This is a genomic window from Microcoleus sp. B13-B6, assembly GCF_036705405.1.
Taxonomy (GTDB): Bacteria; Cyanobacteriota; Cyanobacteriia; order Cyanobacteriales; family Microcoleaceae; genus Microcoleus.
The window spans coordinates 58700-77598 of record NZ_JAUBUJ010000019.1 but is presented as its reverse complement, the minus strand read 5'-3'; the positions used below and the strand labels follow the sequence as shown (position 1 = coordinate 77598).

The following is an 18899-nucleotide window of genomic DNA, read 5'->3' as shown; positions in this document are numbered from 1 at the left end:
TTACAGAATCCGTTGCCGAACTTCCCTCTTCTTTGAGATGTGAAATTCCCTAAAACTTAAAACTCGGTATGAATCTGAACCTAAATCAGTTTCTGCGATTCCCTCAATCCCGAATTGGGCGGTACTTAGCTCAAGTAACTGTCGTTGCTGTCGCTTACGCCGTGGGAGCGAGGCTAGCAATTTCAATTCAAGGTGTTAGTCCCTTTGCGGCCTCGGTGTGGCCACCCGCAGGAATTGCACAAGCTGGACTTTTATTGTTTGGGAGAAAAGTCTGGCCGGCCATAGTTTTGGGTACATTTCTGCTAAATTTGGTTAACCCAAATGAACAGATATTCGCGGTTTGGCTGGGAGGAAACGCCGGGGCAATTCTGCAAGCTGTTTTTGCAGTAACTGCCCTGCGCTGGATGGGGTTTCGTCCATCTCTCGCTCGCTTGAAAGATGTAGTTAATTTAATCTTGTTTGGCGGTCTAATTTCTACTCAAATCAGTTGCACGATTGGCGCGTTTTCCCTATATTTTGCGGGCAAAGTAGATTGGACAGAATATTTGTCGGTTCGATGGAATTGGTGGTTGGGAGACACAATGGGAGTTTTAATTTTAACTCCCTTAATCCTAATATTTTTTCGCCCTAAAGTAACCGCCGATCGTTTAAAAAGACAAACAGGCCACCAGCAAAGATATTTAATTTGGCGGGCAGTATGGTTATTATTATTAATTGGGGTGAGCTGGATTGTCTTTGTGTCGAAAAATGAAGCTTCTATTTCTAGTTATCCCCTGGAATATTTGCCGTTTCCTTTCATAATTTGGTCGGCGCTCCAATTCGGTCAACGAGCCGCTGTCCTAGCCTCGTTCATTGTCTCAAGCATCGCAATTATGGGCAGTTCTCAGGGAGGGGGGCCGTTCATAGCCAAAGCCGAAAATATCACTCAGGCTATCTTATTTTTGCAAGCTTTTATGGCTGTAGTTACAATTACCTCGCTGTTATTGGCAGCGACGGTAGCTGAACGCGCCGAGGCAGAAAATTCCCTGCGAGAAAGCGAAATAAAATATCGAGAATTGGTGGAAAATGCTAGCAGCATTATTATGAAATTGGATGCTGACGGCTATATTACTTTTTTTAACGAATTTGCCGAAATATTCTTTGGCTACACTCAGGAAGAAATCCTGGGTAAAAATGCAATGGGAACAATTCTTCCGCAGACAGACATCGAAGGGAATAACTTACAGTTGGTTTATCATGAAATTTTACAAAATCCCGATCGCTTTACCAGCTATGAAAATGAAAATATCCGGCGCAGTGGCGATCGCGTTTGGGTATCTTGGGCAAATAAACCGCTGGTTGGTTCAGCGGGAGAAATCCTGGGAATCCTCTGCATCGGCACAGATATCACCGCTCGCCGAAAAGCTGAAATAGCGCTGCAAAAGCTGAATGAAAAGCTGGAAATCCGAGTTGAAGAGCGGACAAATGCCCTGAAACACAGCGAACTTCAGCTACAGAAACAGAAATCGGCATTAATTGATTTAGCCAAAAATAAAGCGCTGAATCAAGGCGACTTAACAAAGGCGCTTCAAGAAATAACTGAAACTGCTAGCCGTACTCTGGAAGTTGCCCGATCGAGCGTCTGGCTGTACGATCGCACTAAATCCAAGATCGAGTGCCTGGATTTGTTCGATCGCGCTGTCAACCAGCACTCAGACGGTTTGGAATTAGCAGAAGCAGACTATCCTGTCTATTTCCAAGCACTGCGAGAAGAACGCGCAATTGCTGCCTTTGACGCGCAAAACGATTTTAGAACGAGAGAATTTGCGGAATCTTACCTAATTCCGTTCGGCATCACTTCCATGCTAGATACGCCGATTCAAATAGGCGGAGAAACAGCAGGAGTCCTCTGTTTAGAACACGTAGGAATGCCCCGCTATTGGACGATTGAAGAACAAAGTTTCGCTGTTTCTCTAGCAGACTCTGTAACTTTCGCAGTGGAAGCGCGAGAACGCCAGCGCGCTGAAGAAGCGCTGCGGCAAGCTGAGGCAAAATACCGCAGCATTTTTGAAAATGCGATCGTCGGCATCTTTCAAACTACTCCCGATGGGGAATATCTCAGCGTCAACCCTGCTTTAATTCGTATTTACGGTTATAGTTCCTTTGAAGAGTTGAAGGCAAATTTAACTAATATTAACCGCCAGCTATATGTATGCCCCCAACGCCGCGCCGAAGTCATTAAATTAATGCGAAAAAACGGCACAGTATCAGATTTTGAATCTCAAGTTTACCGCCAAGATGGCAGTATAATTTGGATTGCGGAGAATGCTTATACTGTCTGCGACGGACATGGAAATTTGCTTTATTACGAAGGTACTGTTCAAGATATCACAACTCGCAAACAAGCTGAGGCAGCTTTGCGCTTAGAACAAGAAAAATCTGACCGTCTCCTGCTCAACGTTTTACCGCAAGCGATCGCCGACAGATTAAAACAAGACCAAAGCATCATCGCCGATACTTTTTCCGAAGTAACAGTATTGTTTGCAGATATAGTCGGTTTTACCCAAATTAGTTCCCAAATTTCTCCACCGGAATTAGTTTCCTTGCTAAACGACATTTTTTCCACCTTCGATCGCCTAGCAGAAAAGCACGGATTGGAGAAAATTAAGACTATTGGCGACGCTTACATGGTAGTAGGAGGGCTGCCCATGCCCCGCAGCGATCATGCAGAGGCGATCGCACAAATGGCCCTTGATATGCAGCAGGCAATTATTGACTTCAGCAATACCCACAATCAAGATTTCAGCATCAGAATCGGCATCAACAGCGGCCCAGTTGTCGCGGGAGTAATCGGTATTAAAAAATTTATTTACGATTTATGGGGAGACACCGTTAACACCGCTTCCCGCATGGAATCCCACGGCTTGCCGGGGTGCATTCAAGTCACGTCGGCAATTTATGATATATTGCAGGACAAGTATGTATTTGAAAGTCGCGGCGCGATCGAAGTTAAAGGCAAAGGCGAGATGAACACTTATTTTCTTACAGGCATCAAGTTATAGCTGTAAGGAAAAAGGCTTTTCGGCTTCGCTCAGCATAAAAAGAAGGAAGAAGCAATATAATAACTCATGTTTCAGCAATTAAGAACATCCTAATATTCGCTGGCGGTTGCTATAGTTAGTTAAAAATATAACACTCAGTATGATTCCAAAAAAAAATCAGTTTCTGCGATTTACTCAATCTAGAAATTCGCAATACTTAGCAAAAGTAGCTGCCATTGCTTTTGCTTACGCTTTGGGAGGAAAAATAGCAATTTCAATCCCAGGCGTCAATACATTAGCTAGCTGCGTCTGGCCGCCGGCAGGAATTGCACAAGCTGCACTTTTATTATTGGGTCGGCGAGTTTGGCCGGGAATAGCTTTAGGCGTATTTTTGTTCGAGACTATCAACAAAATGTCATTTTTTAGTGCATTGTTAGCTGCGTTAAGTGCTTGCTTGCAAGCTTTTTTTGCATTTGCTTTGTTGCGAAGACTCAACTTTCGCTCATCACTATCTCGGCTCATAGATGTAGTCAATTTAGTCTTGGGCGGCGCTATAGTTGCCACTCAAATCAACTGCACTCTCGGCACGCTGCGCCTCTGTGTAACTGGTTTAGTTGACTGGAGCGAATATTGGAACATTCGATGGAATTGGTATCTCGGAGATACATTAGGAGTGTTAATCTTTACTCCCCTGCTGTTGATTATATACAACCACAAACCAGCGCCCCGCCCTTCACCAAATACAGCTTCTCAAACGATTCTCAATCGCATCGGTGCCGGAATATGCCTGCTGTTATTAGTAACAGTCAGTTGGCTAATCTACAACTCAAAAAGTGAAAGTAATCTCTCCGGTTATCCCCTCGAATACTTGCCATTTCCCTTAGTAATTTGGGCAACCATTCAATTCGGTCAGGTAGGGGCGGTTTTAGCATCTTTCATTGTATCCAGTATCGCCATTTGGGGCGGTTCTCAGGGAGGCGGGCCTTTTATTGCCAAAGCGGAAAATATCAATCAGGCAATCTTATTTTTGCAGGCTTTTATGAGCGTAATTGTAGTTACATCGCTGCTGTTGGCCGCCACTGTAGCCGAACGCGCATCAGCAGAGGATTCGCTGCGCCAAAGCGAAATTAAGTATCGGGAATTAGTGGAAAATGCTAACAGCATTATTTTAAAAATAGATAGGGCAGGAAATATTACTTTTTTTAACGAATTTGCACAGAAGTTTTTTGGTTACGATGAAAAAGAGATAATTGGCAAAAACGCCGTGGGAACAATTATTCCCCAGACAGATACAACAGGAAATGACTTGGCAGCAAAGTTGAGAGATATTTTGCAAAACCCAGAACAATACACGCGAAATGAAAATGAAAGCATCCGGCGCAGCGGCGATCGGGTTTGGGTATCCTGGGCAAATAAACCGCTGTTTGACGCGGCAGGAAAGTTCGCGGGAATGCTGGCAATCGGTACGGATATCACAGACCGCAGGCGGGCTGAAATGGCACTTTACAAGCTGAATGAAGAGTTAGAATTTCGAGTGAAAGAACGAACTAATGCTCTGAATGATACTTTAAGTGCACTGCGAGTGCAACAGGAACAATCAGAACGCTTGTTGTTGAATATTTTGCCTGAAGAAATAGCAAATCGGTTGAAGCGAGGAGACAGTACGATCGCAGACACCTTTGCTGACGTTACTGTCTTGTTTGCGGACATAGTAGGCTTTACTCAATTGAGCTCGCGAGTTTCTCCAACACAATTAGTAGCCTTGCTGAATGACATCTTTTCGACCTTCGACAACCTAGCAGAAAGGCACGGTTTGGAAAAAATTAAGACGATTGGCGACGCTTACATGGTAGTAGGAGGGCTGCCAATTCCTCGCCCGGATCACGCAGAAGCGATCGCAGAAATGGCGATCGATATGCTGCAGGCAATTACTGACTTCAGCAATATCCACAATCAAGATTTCAGCATCAGAATCGGCATCAACACTGGCCCGGTTGTCGCCGGAGTCATCGGAATTAAAAAATTTATTTACGATTTGTGGGGAGACACCGTTAACACCGCTTCCCGCATGGAATCTCACGGCTTGCCGGGGTGTATTCAGGTAACAGAGACAACTTATCAGCAGTTGCGAGAAAAGTATTCATTTGAAAACCGCGGCGCGATCGAAGTTAAAGGCAAAGGCGAGATGACTACTTATTTACTGAAATGCCGAAAATTGGTTTAGTAAAGGTTTTTCTCTAAAAGTAAGGGCGATCGCACGCTTGAGAGTGCGATCGCCCTTACTTTTACGCTAGCCAAGTTTTTTAAAGCTTGTACAGGTTAATTCCAGCTTCCTTCGCCATGATTTCCAAACCCTTGTGTTGCAAGGTTTTAATCGCCTTTGTAGAAAGGTGCAATCTTACCCAGCGCTTCTCCTGCGGCCACCAAACCCGCTTCCACTGCAAATTGGCGTCTTGCAATTTGTGAGTGCGGTGGTGCGAGTGAGAAACTGCAAAACCGTTATTCGCCTTCTTCCCCGTTAGCTGACATTTCCGTGACATACTTCCCTCCAGATTACCGTTTTTTGCGTGCAGCATTTCATTATACCCGAAGGAAGAAGGAAGAAGGAAGAAGGAAGAAGGAAGAAGGCTTGACTTATCCCTTTACCAATAGAAATAAACTCTTGCTCCCCCCCTTAGCAAGGGCAGGGCGGTTTCATTCTCACCAAAATCAGGCTTTTGTAGGGGCGGTGCCCCCGTGCCCGCCCCCACCCACAGACGATTTCACAGGCGTTTGGGACATGGGGGCAACCACGGGGGGATTGCCCCTACAAGAGAATGAAACAGCCCCCCCTTAGCAAGGGGGGGTTGGGGGGGGTAATTACATTGCACGTTCAGTCAATTTTGTCAACACTTGATTCGATCGCTCGACAAAATCCTTCATCCCTTCAGCATCGAAACCCTTCTGGGCCATCAAAGCCAAGTCGTAAACGTGGTGACAAATCATACTCGCCAACTCAGCCGACGGAGACTCCCCGCCGCCTTGAATAATCGCACCCTGACTCAAACTCGCCAGATTTTGAATCAGCGGGTGAGACGTATTCACCAGCAAAACGTGTTCTTCGGGGAATTCGGCCGCTTGCTGCTGCAAAAGCGCCGTCATATCCCGCATCCGGCGCAAAGCTTCCGGCAAAAGTACGATCGCAGGTGGCGTCGCCTCCGCAGAGTCAGACTTCAAAGCTTCTGTGCGAATGTTCACTTTCGGCTTGTTGAGAGCTTTTTGGAACATTTCTTGAACTTGTTCGCTGCGAGTTTTATTCGTCGCCGGATCGACAATTTCCGCTTCTTTCTCTTTGTCAATTAGCGTTTCGTCGATGTCGGAATCAACCCGCGAGAATTTGACATCTAAGTGTTCTCGTTCCAAGAAACTAATGAAGTGCGTGTCGATGAAAGAATCCATAAACAGCACTTCTAAACCTTGGCTTTTGTGCATTGCCACATAAGTTGCTTGAGACGCCGGATCTGTACAATAAAACACCCGATTTTCGTGGCGTTTTTGATTGCGTTCCAAATACTCTTTCAGAGTCGTGTAAGGCTGCGTCGAAGTAGAAGTTTCCGACTTCGGAGTTACATCTTGCCACAAATCTCCTTCCTCAGTTTGCACCTGAACTTCGGGCGTTACAGTTTCTGGCTTCTCGGCTGTTGGTTCGTAGGTGCTGCGGTAGATTAAGATATCTTCGACTTGCTTTTTGAACTTGTCATCGTTGAGAGTTCCAAACTTGACAAAAGTGCCGATATCTTGCCAGCAACGGATGTATTCGTCACGGTCGTCGCGGTAGAGTTCTTTCAGGCGATCGCCCACTTTTTTCGCAATATAATCAGCAATTCTCCGCACAGTGCGATTGCTTTGCAAAGAACTGCGAGAAACGTTCAGCGGAATATCGGTACTGTCAATAACTCCCCGCAGCGGCATCAAGAATTTCGGGATAATTTCTTCGCAGTGGTCGCTGACAAAAACCTGGTTGCAGAATAGCTTGATATTGCCTTGGGTAACATCGACATCCGGGCGCAGTTTTGGAAAGTAAAGAATGCCGTTGACAATAAAAGGATAATCTGTATTCAGGTGTACCCACAGCAGTGGCTCGTCTTGGAAGGGGTAAAGGTAGCGGTATAGTTCTAAGTAATCTTCTTTTTGCAAATTGCTGGCTGATTCCCGCCAAATTGCTTTGTGCTTGTTGAGTTCCTCACCCTCAAATTTGATGGGAACGGGCATGAAATCGCAGTAAGTTTTGATTAACTGCTTAATGCGAGTGGGTTCTACATATTCTTGTTCTTCATCTTGGAGGGTAAGAGTAATAGTAGTGCCGCGTTCCGTGCGGGAGGATTCTGATAGCTCAAAAGCGGGAGAACCGTCGCAAGACCAGTGTACTGCTTGGGAGCCTTCTTGGTAAGAAAGAGTATCAATGTCTACTTTCTTCGCCACCATGAAAGAAGAGTAGAAACCTAGGCCGAAGTGACCGATAATTGCGTCCTCGCCGCTGCCTTGGTATTTTTCAATAAATTCTTCTGCGCTGGAGAAAGCGACTTGGTTGATGTATTTTTTTACCTCATCGGCGGTCATGCCGATGCCGTTATCGGAAATTGAGAGGGTTTGGTTTTCTTTGTCGATCGCTATGTTGATTTGCGGTTCGCCCACCTCGCCGCTGTATTCGCCGGAACGAGAAACCATTTTGAGTTTGGCAATGGCATCGACGGCGTTAGAAATTAGTTCCCGCAAGAAGACTTCGTGGTCAGTGTATAGCGACTTCTTGATAATCGGGAAAATATTTTCGGTATGGATTGAAATTGTTCCCTGTTCTAAAACTGTCATAATTTTTCGCTAGGTATTTGTCGGTAATGAACCGTGATTAGTCATTGGTCATTGGTCATTGGTCATTAGTTATTAATTGTTAGTCGAGCTGAATTTTCCTGTTATACGTTGTTAGCTACTAACTACTAACTACTAACTACTAACTACTAACTACTAACTACTAACTACTGACTACTGACTGAGGACTAATGACTATTTAATGATTTTCGGCGATCGTGCTACCTTTTGCCAAAGGGATTACCCGAAATAACTGATTCGGTTTCCCTCACATGGTAACTCACAAAGGCAATCGCAGGAAAAAGGTGCTGCCACAGCCCAATTCGCTGCGGGCGCTGAGGCTGCCGCGGTGCGCGCGGGCTATGGTTTGGGCGATCGCCAATCCCAGTCCCGAACCGCCTGTATGGCGCGATCGATCGCTGTTGACTCGGTAGAATCGATCGAATATTCGCTCTAAATCTGCAGCCGCGATCCCCATACCGGTATCTTGCACCTGAACGATCGCCTCCTGGTGGCTGCAATCTAAAATAACTGTTACTTTCCCGCCCGCCGGAGTGTATTGAATGGCATTAACAATTAAATTAGCAACTAAGCGATAAAGTTGGTCGGAATTGCCGACAACATTTAATTGCTGCGGCACTCGCACTTCGGATGTTAACGCTACCTTAGAAGCGATCGCCAAAGCTGCCAATTCCTCTACTAAATCGCTAACAAGGTCATTCAAACAACACAATTGAGGGCGATCGCGTATCACTTGATTATCCATGCGAGCCAGTAGCAGCAAATCAGCCACTAACTGAGTTAATCGTCGGTTTTGGCGCTCTACAGTTCGCAAAATTTCCCGCGCCTCTTTTTCATCCAATTGAGGCGTCAACAGCGCTGATTCTACTGTCGCCTGCGAAGCCGCTAAAGGCGTCCGCAATTCGTGAGCAGCATCCGCTGTAAACTGTTGAATTTGTCGGTAGGAAGAATAAATCGGTTTCATTGCCAATCCTGCCAATAACCAACTAGCAAAGCCTATCAAAATCAATGCTGTAGGTAATCCTAATTTTAAAACCCATTTCACTGTACTGAGATAATCATTAAAGTCTTGTAGGCTCCGGCCAACTTGAAAATATCCCCAATCTTGCTGTGTTTGGGTGTGGAGCGCTACAGAAATTTGGTGAAAAACATTACCTTTAGTATCAGTTATCGTTTGCCAGTATTGGGAGTTGAATTCGGCTGGTAATTCTTCTGGATAAGCGCCGGCGGTAGCAATTAATTTCCCCGACTCATCAAATAAACGAATATAGTAATAGCCTTGGTTGATAGCGCTTAAAATATGGCGGCTTGGCAACTGTTCTTTAATGCCTTTAACTCCCATTAGGCGGAGGTTGGGCAACAGCTCATTGACTATTGGTTCTAGGCGTCCGGGCTGCTGCAATTTTGTTTCTAGGCTGTCGTGTAGCGTCCCCGCTACCGATTCTAATTCGCGGTCTATGGCTACCCAGTGAGCGTGGGCGATCGCCTTATATACGCCCAATCCCAGCAAGCTTAAAATCAAACCCATTACTGCTGCATAGGAAAGAGCTAATTGCCAGCGAGTTCGGTTAAAGAGTTTATTTTGATTCACATTGATTCGAGCGCTCTTTTTTAAGGTAAATATCCCAAGGTAAATAATACATTATTTTCTAATTGTACCAAGATTTCTGGATTAACTTCACCAATTTTATTTCGCAATCGTGTTTTATCCAAAACTCGCATTTGATGGCACAAGGCAACGGAATCTTGAGTCAATCCTCCCTCACCGCTGGGAATGAAAACAGATGAAGGGAGAGAGGCACGGCGCAGATTAGTTGTTAGAGGAATACTGATAACAGTAGTCGTGTATCTCGCAATAGTATCGTTCTGGAAAATAATTATGGGACGTACACCTGCCTGTTCGGAACCTTGCGTAGGATCGAGGGCTGCAATCCAGATTTCACCCCGTCTGACTGTCATGCCAAATCCTCATGTTTTAGGAGTTCTGCATATTCGCTCATTCCGAGTTCCGCAAGTTGTCGGTCTTCTTCGGCAAATTCGCTGTAGAGTGCAGCTAAGTTAGTTTCATCGATTGCTGGAATAGTAACTAATTTGGCACGAAATTTCAGGAAAGCAATAAATTCAAATACTTGTTTTAGTTGTTCTATATCGAGCTTTTCTAACTCTTGTTGGATTAAATCTTTCATGGCAGTCATTTTTCCGATCGAGTTTTCTATATTATAGCTAGATACTGGAAACGAGGTATATTCCCCCCGCCGTTGCCCCTACAGCTTTAATTTCTCATGCGGTATCCGACGCCGTGTACAGTTTCAATTAAATTCGCGCAGCCAACCGACTCAAGTTTGCGTCGCAGCAAACGCACTTGAGCTGCTACCACATTGCTAAAGCTATCTGCACTCGCCTCCCATAGCTGATTCCGAATTTGGTCAGTGGTGACAATTTGGTTCGGATGTTTCATAAAGTATTCTAGCAGTTGAAATTCTTTGTTTGTCAGCGAAATTATCTGGTTTTTGCCGTGGGTATCGACATGACAAGCAGTGCGATTTCCGCAGTCGAGAACGAGATTCCCTACTTGTAGCTGTTGTGGTTGAATTTGGGGCGATCGCCTTTGCAAAGCCCGCAACCTTGCTAACAGTTCCGCCATCCCGAACGGCTTGACTAAATAATCGTCAGCCCCGGCATCTAGTCCCGCAACTTTATCTTCCATTCGGTCTTTTGCTGTCAGCATCAAAACGGGCAGTGCGCTATGTTTAGCACGCAATCTCCGCAGCAGTTCCAATCCTGACAATCCTGGTAGCAACCAGTCAAAAATAGCGAGGGTGTATTGCGTCCACTGGCTGTCTAAATATTCCCAAGCTTCATTGCCATCTAGGGCCCAATCAACTATATATTTTTCCTGCTTTAGGGTTCGCTCGATCGCTTTCCCTAAATCGGGCTCATCTTCAACTAGCAAAACTCTCATAACTCTAATTTATAGCGGTAAATCCTTATACATTGTTACCGATCGGCAGCATCTACCCCAACATCTAACCTCACATACTGAGATGAAATCAGCATGAAATTTTCTAATTTCGCAGAAAAAGATGATAGTTGACAATTATTGACAACAAGCTGGAAATGTCTTATACTCAAACGCAATCAAATTTTTGATAATTTTTTTCAATAAGTATGACAGATTTATCCGATCATCCCGCCATTAGAAAGGCTGGGCGCTGGAGTCGCCGCCAACTGCTACAGCTAGGAATAGCTGGTGCTGGGGTAGCGGGCGGCGCGATCGCACTTCAAAACTTGACTCGCAAACCGACATCAGTTGCGAGAATACCGCCCATGCCCGCAGATGCACTCACCGTCAGCAATATCAACCCGATGCAAATTGCACGGGATTTTGATTACGGCACGGTGACGCGCGAAAACGGGCGCACGGTACGCGAATTTCGCCTGGAAGCTAATACTTCGATCGTCCAACTTAACAGCGCCGTCACCTTCAACACCTGGAACGTGAACAATCGCGTGCCGGGGCCGACATTGAGGGCAACTGAGGGCGATCGTATCCGCGTCATCTTTTATAACAAAGCCGGACATTCTCATTCGCTGCACTTTCACGGCGTTCATACCAGCGAAATGGATGGCGTTAAACCTGTGAAAAACGGTTCGGTATTTATTTATGAATTCGATGCCCAGCCTTACGGAGTGCATCTATATCACTGCCACATTGCTCCTGTAACTCGCCATATCGGTAAAGGACTTTATGGAATGTTCATCATCGATCCGCCCAAACCCCGTCCTCCCGCCGATGAAATCATGTTAATCATGGGAGGATATGACGTAAACGAGGACGAAAAGAATGAACTTTACGCTTTTAACGGCTTGCCAAATTATTACATGAAGCACCCTATTTCAATCTATAAAAATCAGCTAGTTCGGCTTTACGTTCTCAACCTGATTGAGTACGAAGCAGCAGTAACGTTCCACTTGCACGGTAATTTTTTTGACGTATATCGCACGGGAATGACTTTAACTCCCAGTGAAAGAACTGATGTGATCACAATGGGAGTAGCTGAAAGACATATTTTAGAATTTACCTACGGCTACGCCGGAAAATATATGTTTCATCCCCATCAAGATGCGATCGCCGAAGCTGGCTGCATGGGTGTATTTGAAGTCATCACTTAAACCAAATCCTGCTACCAGGGTGCGCCGATTCAAATAAAGTATGAAATTATTTGACAAGCTCGATCGCAAATAGGTAGAATAAATAACTCGCAAATAATTGAGAATCTTTCTTAATAACTTGTGAATCAAAATGCACATAACGTAAAAATTAGCAACAGCCATGTTATCAACATTTCGTTTATTACTCACATCTTGCACCCTTCTTAAGAACAGGCAAGATGCCTGTTCCACAAACAATGACTTTTCTTGTGGGGTGGGCGTCCCCAAGAACAGGCAAGATGCCTGTTCCACAAACAATGACTTTTCTTGTGGGGTGGGCGTCCCCAAGAACAGGCAAGATGCCTGTTCCACAAACAATGACTTTTCTTGTGGGGTGGGCGTCTCGCCCGCCCGTAGCAGGGTTGTTGCAAATGTTGCAAGATATCGTTTATTATCTACCGCCGCTGCTACAGCCATCCTCGTTGCTCTGGCCGGTTGCGTTTCCCCCACAGCCAGCAACACCGACAGCACACCCTCACCCGCTGCTACAGCCAGTCCCGCAGCCACAAGCGGTCACAGCGGGAATCACGGCGGCAAAGGCGGCATCAACATCAATACTGCCATTCTTTCAGAGTTAGATAAACTCGAAGCCAAGTTAGGAATACCGGCACTTTCTAACAAAATTCAAGCCAGCCGTCCTTACGGGAAAGTCGAAGAATTGGTATCAAAAAATGTCATTACTCAACCCCAATTCGACGAAATTAAAGACATGGTGACTATTGAAGATGTCGTCCTCACAGGTGAAGCCAAAGATGTAGACTTCATGACTAAAATGGGATTGATGAAAGGGCATCTTATCGTAGCAAAAGAACTCTTGGATCAAGGCAAACCAGACCAGGCAGAACCTCACATCGGGCATCCAGTCGAAGAAATTTATGCCGATGTGGAAGATCAGCTAAACGAGCGTAAAATTCCCGAATTTAAGACTACTTTAATTAAATTGCAGGATTTAGTTAAAGCGGGTGCAAAAGACCCGGCTCAAGTGACTGCGGAATTTGACACATCGATGCAAGCTGTAGATGGAGCAATTGCCGCTCTTCCCGAAGCGCAGCGAAAAGATCCGAAATTCGTGCTGCAAGTGATTAACGGCTTGCTGGATACAGCTAATTCCGAATACGGAGCGGCAGTTGCTAACGGCAAAATTTCCGCAATTATTGAATATCAAGATTCGCGGGGTTTTGTCATGTACGCGGAAAACCTGTACCAAGATATCGCCGAGCAAGTGGCTAAAACTAGCCCGGAAATTGACAAAGCAATTGTTGCCAACATGACTGAACTGAAGACAAATTGGCCAACGGCGATCGCACCCCCCGCGCCCGTAAAAACAACCGAAGAAGTCACCAAGCTAGTTAAAACTATCGAAAGCGACAGCCAAAAAGTTCTCAAACCAGCCTCCTAAAAAATCACTTCTCATCAAGAGCGGTAATTGGTAAATAATCTGCCAATTACCTCGCTCCTTAACCACTCCCATTCCTACCATAAAAAAATGAATTTTGGCGAAGCATTGCCCACCTTTGTAATTACTCTCCGCGAAGGAGTCGAAGCCGCCTTAGTTGTCGGCATCGTTCTAGCTTGCCTCAAAAAATCAGGACAAAGTTATTTAAGTCCTTGGGTTTTCGGCGGTGTTGGGGTTGGACTTATTGCCAGCGCTTTGATAGGTGTACTTTTCGGCTGGACTATGCAAATTTTGTCCGCATCCAATCAGCCTTTTGCACCGATTATGGAATCGCTGCTAGAGGCCACCTTTGGGGTTATAGCAATAGCAATGCTGAGCTGGATGCTGATTTGGATGACTAAGCAAGCGCGATTTATGAAAGCCGAAGTCGAAGGCGCTGTGAGTGCCGCCTTAACGCAAAACTCTCATGCCGGTTGGGGCGTATTTAGTTTAGTTTTTATTGCCGTTTTGCGCGAAGGGTTTGAAACTGTTTTGTTTGTCGTCGCCAAGTTTCAACAAGGCATTATTCCAGCCATCGGCGCTTTGGGAGGAATACTTTCAGCCACCGGACTTGGTGTCCTGCTGTTTAAATGGGGAGTCAAAATTAATATCCGCCTGTTTTTTAAATATATGGGCATTTTATTGCTCTTCATTGTAGCGGGTTTAGTGGTATCTACTTTGGGATTATTTGACAGCGCGGTGAATATTTTATCGCAAGCAAATCGCGAGTCAGCAGCGCTGTGTTTCTATTACGAAAGATTTACTAAAATCCACTCTTGTATTCTCGGCCCAATGGTCTGGAATACCTCGAAACTGGTTCCAGAAGACAAGTTTCCCGGTTTGCTGTTGAGTGCGTTGTTTGGCTACACGGATAAGCTCTATGTCGTGCAGGCGATCGCTTATTTCGTCTTTTTAATTACCGTGGGCGGGATTTATTTTCAAAGTTTGGCGGGTCGAGTGTTTTTCCCGTTCAAAAAAAACTCAGGTAACGAAATAAGAAATTAAGTGCGATCGAAACGCGATCGGCTTTGTAGTCGAAATGCAGGAGGCAGTTGTTTGTGGCTAATAACTAATGCGCTCCTAAGTTAGAGCGCATTAGGAAATCAGCCATCTATTGATTGAAGGTAAAACGACCGTCAACTTTTTCTCCCTTAATATCCGCTATCACTTTCACTGGATATTGTCCGGCTTCTGTACCTGGAAAAATCCCGTAGTAATGTTTGCCCTCAGCGTCGTATTTGAGTTCCATAGTTTGTAGTTTTCCATTCGCTAACTGCACTTGAGCGATGACTTTGGCGTCGGTAACGGGTTCGCGTTTGTCCCCTTTTTTCAAATAAAGATCTAAGTGAGTTCCGGTTGCTTGTTTCTGAGTTATAAACTCTAAGTAATAAGCTCCAGACTCGACAACTTGACCTCCTTGAGATGTTTTCGTATGCTCTGTTTTAGCTGTTGCTGCCGGGGAAGCATTTGGAGGTGAAGGCTCAGTTTGAGAGGCTGCTGGATTGGATGTCGGGCTGTTATTTGGATCGCTGGCTTTCTCGCCTTGACTGCAAGCTCCCAAAAACAGCAATCCAACACTACCTAGAACAATTAAATTTGACTTAAGCGATTTCATTTGTTTGACTCCTTGCTGACTGACAATAATTGGAAAATATCACACATTAACTACCTTGCCGTCTTCAATAACTGGCTGAGGTTGTTGAGGTCGTAAAAAATGCCAAAATTGAGCATACAAAGCTGGCAAAACTAACAGAGTTAAGGCTGTAGAAGTAAATAACCCTCCTAAAACTACGACTGACAGCGGTTGCAAAATTTCCTTTCCCGGGCCGCCTTCTAAGACTAAAGGTGCTAAACCCAAAGCTGATGTTAAAGCGGTCATCAGGATAGCGTTTAGCCGTTCCATCGAGCCTTTAATAATTGCTTCCTTAAAAGCCATTCCCTCGGCAAATTTAGTGTTGTAGTTGTCTACTAATAACAAGCCGTTGCGGGTGGCAACGCCAAATAAAGTGACAAAGCCAACCAGGGAAGCTACAGAGATGATGCCGCCAGTCAAAGCTACCGCAATTACTCCTCCTACTAATCCGATCGGCAAATTAATCATAATCATAGCAGTTGAAGGAATTGACTTGACGGACAAGTACATCAATACTGTAATTACCAAAAAGGCGATCGCACTAAATATCATAATATTTTGCGAAGCTCTTTGTTCTGCTTCAAATTGACCGCCGTACTGGATAAAATAGCCAAAAGGCAACTGCACCTCTCGTTTGACTTTAGCTTGAATTTCATTCACAACCGATCGCAAATCCCTACCTTTAGCATTCGCCGCCGCCACAATCAACCGGGAAACATTCTCGCGGTTAATCGTATTTGGCCCCGTACCGTATTTAACAGTCGCAACTTGGGCGAGGGGAATCTTGTTGCCGCTTGGAGTATCAACCAACAAATTCTGAATAGTTTCTAGGTTGTTTCTGGCTTCAGCCTGCAACCAAACAACTAAGTCAAAAGTTTGCTGAACCTCCAAAACTTGAGAAACAACTTTGCCGTTTAAAGCGGTCTCAATTATTTCAGAAAGCTCTCCGATTTTCAAACCGTATCTACCCGCAGCTTGGCGGTTAAACTTAATTTGAATTTGTGGCACTGGCACCTGCGGTTCGAGTTGCAAATCCACAATGCCTTCCACTGTTTTCATTTGCTCTTCAACTTTGGCACCGATGCTGCGAAGTTGATCCAAATCCGGGCCAAAGATTTTGACAGCAATCTGACTTCTGACACCAGATAAAACCTCATCCATCCGGTGAGAAATAAAACCGCCGATATTTGGTGCAACTCCCGGCAATTTACCAAACTCCTGCCGCAGCGCTTCCAAAGTTTTTGGCCTGTTTTTCATGCCCTCCTCGCTTAAACCAATATCAATGTGAGCCAAATTAACTCCCGCAGCATCAGCATCACCCGGAGCTCTGCCCGATCGCACTTGCACGTATTCAAACCTGGTATCATCCTTAAGTGCATCTTCAATAGCAAAAGCAGCGCTATCTGTTGTCTCCAAAGACACCCCCGGATAAAGCATAATAGTATTCACCAAAGTTTGCTCCTGAAACTCTGGCAAAAACACCCGTCCAAAGGAAGGCAAAATAATTAATGCAGCCACCATGCTAGCAGCCGCTAAAGCTAAAATAATCCCCGAATAGCGCATTGACAAATTTATCGAAAAATGATATATACGCTTGCAAAATCTCGGCAGCCAAGGTTCCGCAGCACTCATGCGTTTGGTAGGCAACAAGATAGCACAAAGGGCCGGAGATATTAACAGCGATTCCAGACTAGAAATCACAACAACTACCAAATAAGTAATCCCCATCGGCGTAAAAATTCGACCTTCTACACCGGGCAAAGTAAAAATTGGAGAAAAAACAACAATCCCAATAACAGTCGCTCCAATTAACGAATCGCGCACCTCTTGACTGCCATCAAAAATCACATCCATCACCGGGCGAGGATGAAGAGAAGCCTTATTTTCTCTCAAATTGCGGTAGGTATTTTCGGCATAGACGATCGCATCGTCGATCGCAGTGCCGATCGCCACCGACAAACCCCCCAAAGTCATCGTATTTAATCCCAGCCCCAGCCAATTCATCGCCAGCAGCGCCAACAGCCAAGTCAGAAAGAAATCCAGCAAAACAACCGCGAGAGTGCGCCAATTCATCAAAAACGGGATGAGAATAAGGGTGACAATGATACTGCCTTCAATTAAAGCCGATCGCACATTCTCCACCGAGGAATTGATATACTCTTCCTGGCGGAAAGTCACAGTAACTTTAATATCTTTGGGCAGAGCTTGCTGCACCTCAGCCATTGCTGCCTCAACTGCTTTCGTTACCGTCGGAGTATCAGCAACTGGCTGTCTGTTTACCATCACAATCACAGCTTTTTTGCCGTTAAAACTGCCATCGCCCCGCTTGATTGCAGCACCAATCTTGACCTCAGCCACATCACTAATTCTGACGGGTGTTCCGTGGCGAGAGTCGATCGCCGATTGCTGCAAATCTTCCACAGACTCAATCCGCCCCACCCCCCGGATTAAAGTTTCTCGATCCGGCGTAATTAAATACCCCCCCGGCGCGTTAACATTCGCAGCCGCCGCCGCTTCAGCTACTTGCTGCAACGACACATTAAAAGCTTTTAACTTGGCAGGTTCTACTAATACTTGATACTGCCTTTCTTCGCCGCCGTATGCCACCACTTGAGCAACGCCTGTCACTGCCAAAAGCCGATTTGTGACTTGCCAATCAACCAGACGGCGCACTTCCATCAAAGGAGTAGTTTCCGAGGTAAAAGCATAGGTAATAACAGTGCCGACAGGAGAAGTTGTGGGAGAAATTTGCGGTGTTTCTACCCCAGCCGGGAGTTTGCTTTGAGCTTGCTGCAACCGTTCTGTTATCAACTGGCGCGCTTGATAAATTTCAGTTCCCCAATCAAAGATTACCTTAACCGAAGAAAGGCCCACAGCGGAAGACGATCGCACTGCTGTTACCCCAGGAGTTCCGTTAATCGCACTTTCGATCGGTAGTGTTACCAAAGACTCGATTTCTTCCGGCGCGAGCCCCGGTGCTTCCGTCTGAATTTCCACCTGCGGGGGTGCAAAAGGAGGGAAGACATCAAGGGACATTTGGGGGATGATATACAATGTCCAAAGACTAACAATAATGGTGGCGACAACGACTAGCCAGCGGCGGTTAATTACCCATCTAAGAATAGTGCTGAACATTTTATGATTTTATAGAGGTGATGACTACCAGCCACCGTTGGGCGATCGACCATTTAACAATAAAATTTAGCCAATATTAAATGCTCCGGCTGCCGTAGCTTTTCCCGCGATTCCTTGGCTGAACAGTGTTAAATAGCCATTCTATTTAGCTTGACACCCAAAAATGAAATTAGGATGAAATATTTTAACTTTCAACCCGAATTCATAAGTCATGTAAAATCTATAATCTAAAATCTAAAATCTAAAATGATATAACCTGCGTTGCTATTTTTGACAATGCAGCTTACAACAATACTCACATCTTGCACCATTCTCAATTACTTGTTTAGGAACAGGCTTTTCGGCCTGTTCCACAAGAAAACTCATTCTTTGTGGAACGGGCATCTTGCCCGTTCTTGACAATAGTGCAAGATATCAGAATAGTTATTATGCAAGCACCAAAACACTCCTCACAAACTCTAGAAAGCATTGGCGAAATAGACTACAATCCAGTACCGCCAAAGCGCTCGGAACGGGTAATCATGCGCGCTCAGTTCAAAGGGCGTAAAAAACCTCTGCCGTATATTTTCGATGAAGAACGATCGTAGAGCCTTTCTGG

Annotated in this window: 15 protein-coding genes; 7 read left to right on the top strand and 8 right to left on the bottom strand. The window is 45.3% G+C overall.

Annotated elements, in window-relative coordinates; genetic code table 11:
- Positions 1 to 68: 68 nt before the first annotated feature.
- Together QUB35_RS11300 and QUB35_RS11295 are read left to right on the top strand one after the other, a co-directional pair.
- Complete coding sequence (locus tag QUB35_RS11300; RefSeq protein ID WP_333142008.1) at positions 69 to 3041, top strand: adenylate/guanylate cyclase domain-containing protein; 2973 nt, start codon at positions 69 to 71, stop codon at positions 3039 to 3041.
- A gap of 139 nt (positions 3042 to 3180) precedes the next feature.
- On the top strand, positions 3181 to 5244 hold the full coding sequence (locus QUB35_RS11295) for an adenylate/guanylate cyclase domain-containing protein (protein WP_333142007.1): 2064 nt from the start codon (positions 3181 to 3183) through the stop codon (positions 5242 to 5244).
- Positions 5245 to 5323: 79 nt separating this feature from the next.
- Here QUB35_RS11295 and rpmB read toward each other — a convergent pair whose 3' ends face one another.
- Entirely contained in the window at positions 5324 to 5560 is a 237-nt protein-coding gene (rpmB, locus tag QUB35_RS11290) for a 50S ribosomal protein L28 (protein WP_006634309.1), read from the bottom strand.
- Between rpmB and QUB35_RS11285 the strand changes: the two genes are divergently transcribed.
- On the top strand, positions 5554 to 5856 hold the full coding sequence (locus QUB35_RS11285) for a hypothetical protein (protein ID WP_333142006.1): 303 nt from the start codon (positions 5554 to 5556) through the stop codon (positions 5854 to 5856). The two genes, rpmB and QUB35_RS11285, sit on opposite strands and share 7 nt — an antisense overlap.
- A gap of 23 nt (positions 5857 to 5879) precedes the next feature.
- Here QUB35_RS11285 and htpG read toward each other — a convergent pair whose 3' ends face one another.
- The 5 genes from htpG to rppA all read right to left on the bottom strand — a co-directional run bounded on the left by htpG (position 5880) and on the right by rppA (position 10848).
- Positions 5880 to 7868, bottom strand: a complete 1989-nt coding sequence (gene htpG / locus QUB35_RS11280) for a molecular chaperone HtpG (protein ID WP_333142005.1) — start codon at positions 7866 to 7868, stop codon at positions 5880 to 5882.
- A 277-nt stretch (positions 7869 to 8145) separates the two neighbouring features.
- Entirely contained in the window at positions 8146 to 9477 is a 1332-nt protein-coding gene (gene rppB / locus QUB35_RS11275) for a two-component system sensor histidine kinase RppB (protein ID WP_333142004.1), read from the bottom strand.
- Between the two features lie 20 nt (positions 9478 to 9497).
- Complete coding sequence (locus QUB35_RS11270; RefSeq protein WP_333142003.1) at positions 9498 to 9845, bottom strand: type II toxin-antitoxin system PemK/MazF family toxin; 348 nt, start codon at positions 9843 to 9845, stop codon at positions 9498 to 9500.
- Positions 9842 to 10072, bottom strand: a complete 231-nt coding sequence (locus tag QUB35_RS11265) for a hypothetical protein (RefSeq protein WP_333103822.1) — start codon at positions 10070 to 10072, stop codon at positions 9842 to 9844. Before QUB35_RS11265 ends, QUB35_RS11270 begins: the two co-directional genes overlap by 4 nt.
- Before the next feature lie 86 nt (positions 10073 to 10158).
- Positions 10159 to 10848 (bottom strand): two-component system response regulator RppA, encoded by a 690-nt coding sequence (gene rppA / locus QUB35_RS11260; RefSeq protein WP_333142002.1) that lies wholly within the window; start codon positions 10846 to 10848, stop codon positions 10159 to 10161.
- A gap of 206 nt (positions 10849 to 11054) precedes the next feature.
- On the opposite strand from rppA, the gene QUB35_RS11255 reads away from it, so the two are divergent.
- The 3 genes from QUB35_RS11255 to QUB35_RS11245 all read left to right on the top strand — a co-directional run bounded on the left by QUB35_RS11255 (position 11055) and on the right by QUB35_RS11245 (position 14538).
- On the top strand, positions 11055 to 12059 hold the full coding sequence (locus QUB35_RS11255; protein WP_333142001.1) for a multicopper oxidase domain-containing protein: 1005 nt from the start codon (positions 11055 to 11057) through the stop codon (positions 12057 to 12059).
- 160 nt (positions 12060 to 12219) lie between these two features.
- Entirely contained in the window at positions 12220 to 13497 is a 1278-nt protein-coding gene (locus QUB35_RS11250; protein ID WP_333142000.1) for a helix-hairpin-helix domain-containing protein, read from the top strand.
- Between the two features lie 87 nt (positions 13498 to 13584).
- Positions 13585 to 14538 carry an FTR1 family protein gene (locus tag QUB35_RS11245; RefSeq protein WP_333141999.1) on the top strand — a complete coding sequence of 318 codons (954 nt, stop codon included), beginning with the start codon at positions 13585 to 13587 and terminating at the stop codon, positions 14536 to 14538.
- Positions 14539 to 14644: 106 nt separating this feature from the next.
- Here the strand turns inward: QUB35_RS11245 and QUB35_RS11240 are convergent, their stop codons facing one another.
- Positions 14645 to 15148 carry a hypothetical protein gene (locus tag QUB35_RS11240; protein ID WP_333141998.1) on the bottom strand — a complete coding sequence of 168 codons (504 nt, stop codon included), beginning with the start codon at positions 15146 to 15148 and terminating at the stop codon, positions 14645 to 14647.
- Positions 15149 to 15187: 39 nt separating this feature from the next.
- Entirely contained in the window at positions 15188 to 18301 is a 3114-nt protein-coding gene (locus QUB35_RS11235; protein ID WP_333141997.1) for an efflux RND transporter permease subunit, read from the bottom strand.
- Between the two features lie 428 nt (positions 18302 to 18729).
- On the opposite strand from QUB35_RS11235, the gene QUB35_RS11230 reads away from it, so the two are divergent.
- Positions 18730 to 18888 carry a hypothetical protein gene (locus QUB35_RS11230; RefSeq protein WP_333141996.1) on the top strand — a complete coding sequence of 53 codons (159 nt, stop codon included), beginning with the start codon at positions 18730 to 18732 and terminating at the stop codon, positions 18886 to 18888.
- Positions 18889 to 18899: the final 11 nt, after the last annotated feature.

Coding starts and splice junctions, on each gene's coding strand:
- QUB35_RS11255 (WP_333142001.1), top strand. CDS start 11,055: ATGACAGATTTATCCGATCATCCCGCCATTAGAAAGGCTGGGCGCTGG.
- QUB35_RS11265 (WP_333103822.1), bottom strand. CDS start 10,072: ATGAAAGATTTAATCCAACAAGAGTTAGAAAAGCTCGATATAGAACAA.
- QUB35_RS11235 (WP_333141997.1), bottom strand. CDS start 18,301: ATGTTCAGCACTATTCTTAGATGGGTAATTAACCGCCGCTGGCTAGTC.
- htpG (WP_333142005.1), bottom strand. CDS start 7,868: ATGACAGTTTTAGAACAGGGAACAATTTCAATCCATACCGAAAATATT.
- QUB35_RS11270 (WP_333142003.1), bottom strand. CDS start 9,845: ATGACAGTCAGACGGGGTGAAATCTGGATTGCAGCCCTCGATCCTACG.
- QUB35_RS11300 (WP_333142008.1), top strand. CDS start 69: ATGAATCTGAACCTAAATCAGTTTCTGCGATTCCCTCAATCCCGAATT.
- QUB35_RS11250 (WP_333142000.1), top strand. CDS start 12,220: ATGTTATCAACATTTCGTTTATTACTCACATCTTGCACCCTTCTTAAG.
- QUB35_RS11240 (WP_333141998.1), bottom strand. CDS start 15,148: ATGAAATCGCTTAAGTCAAATTTAATTGTTCTAGGTAGTGTTGGATTG.
- QUB35_RS11245 (WP_333141999.1), top strand. CDS start 13,585: ATGAATTTTGGCGAAGCATTGCCCACCTTTGTAATTACTCTCCGCGAA.
- QUB35_RS11295 (WP_333142007.1), top strand. CDS start 3,181: ATGATTCCAAAAAAAAATCAGTTTCTGCGATTTACTCAATCTAGAAAT.
- QUB35_RS11230 (WP_333141996.1), top strand. CDS start 18,730: ATGCAAGCACCAAAACACTCCTCACAAACTCTAGAAAGCATTGGCGAA.
- rpmB (WP_006634309.1), bottom strand. CDS start 5,560: ATGTCACGGAAATGTCAGCTAACGGGGAAGAAGGCGAATAACGGTTTT.
- rppA (WP_333142002.1), bottom strand. CDS start 10,848: ATGAGAGTTTTGCTAGTTGAAGATGAGCCCGATTTAGGGAAAGCGATC.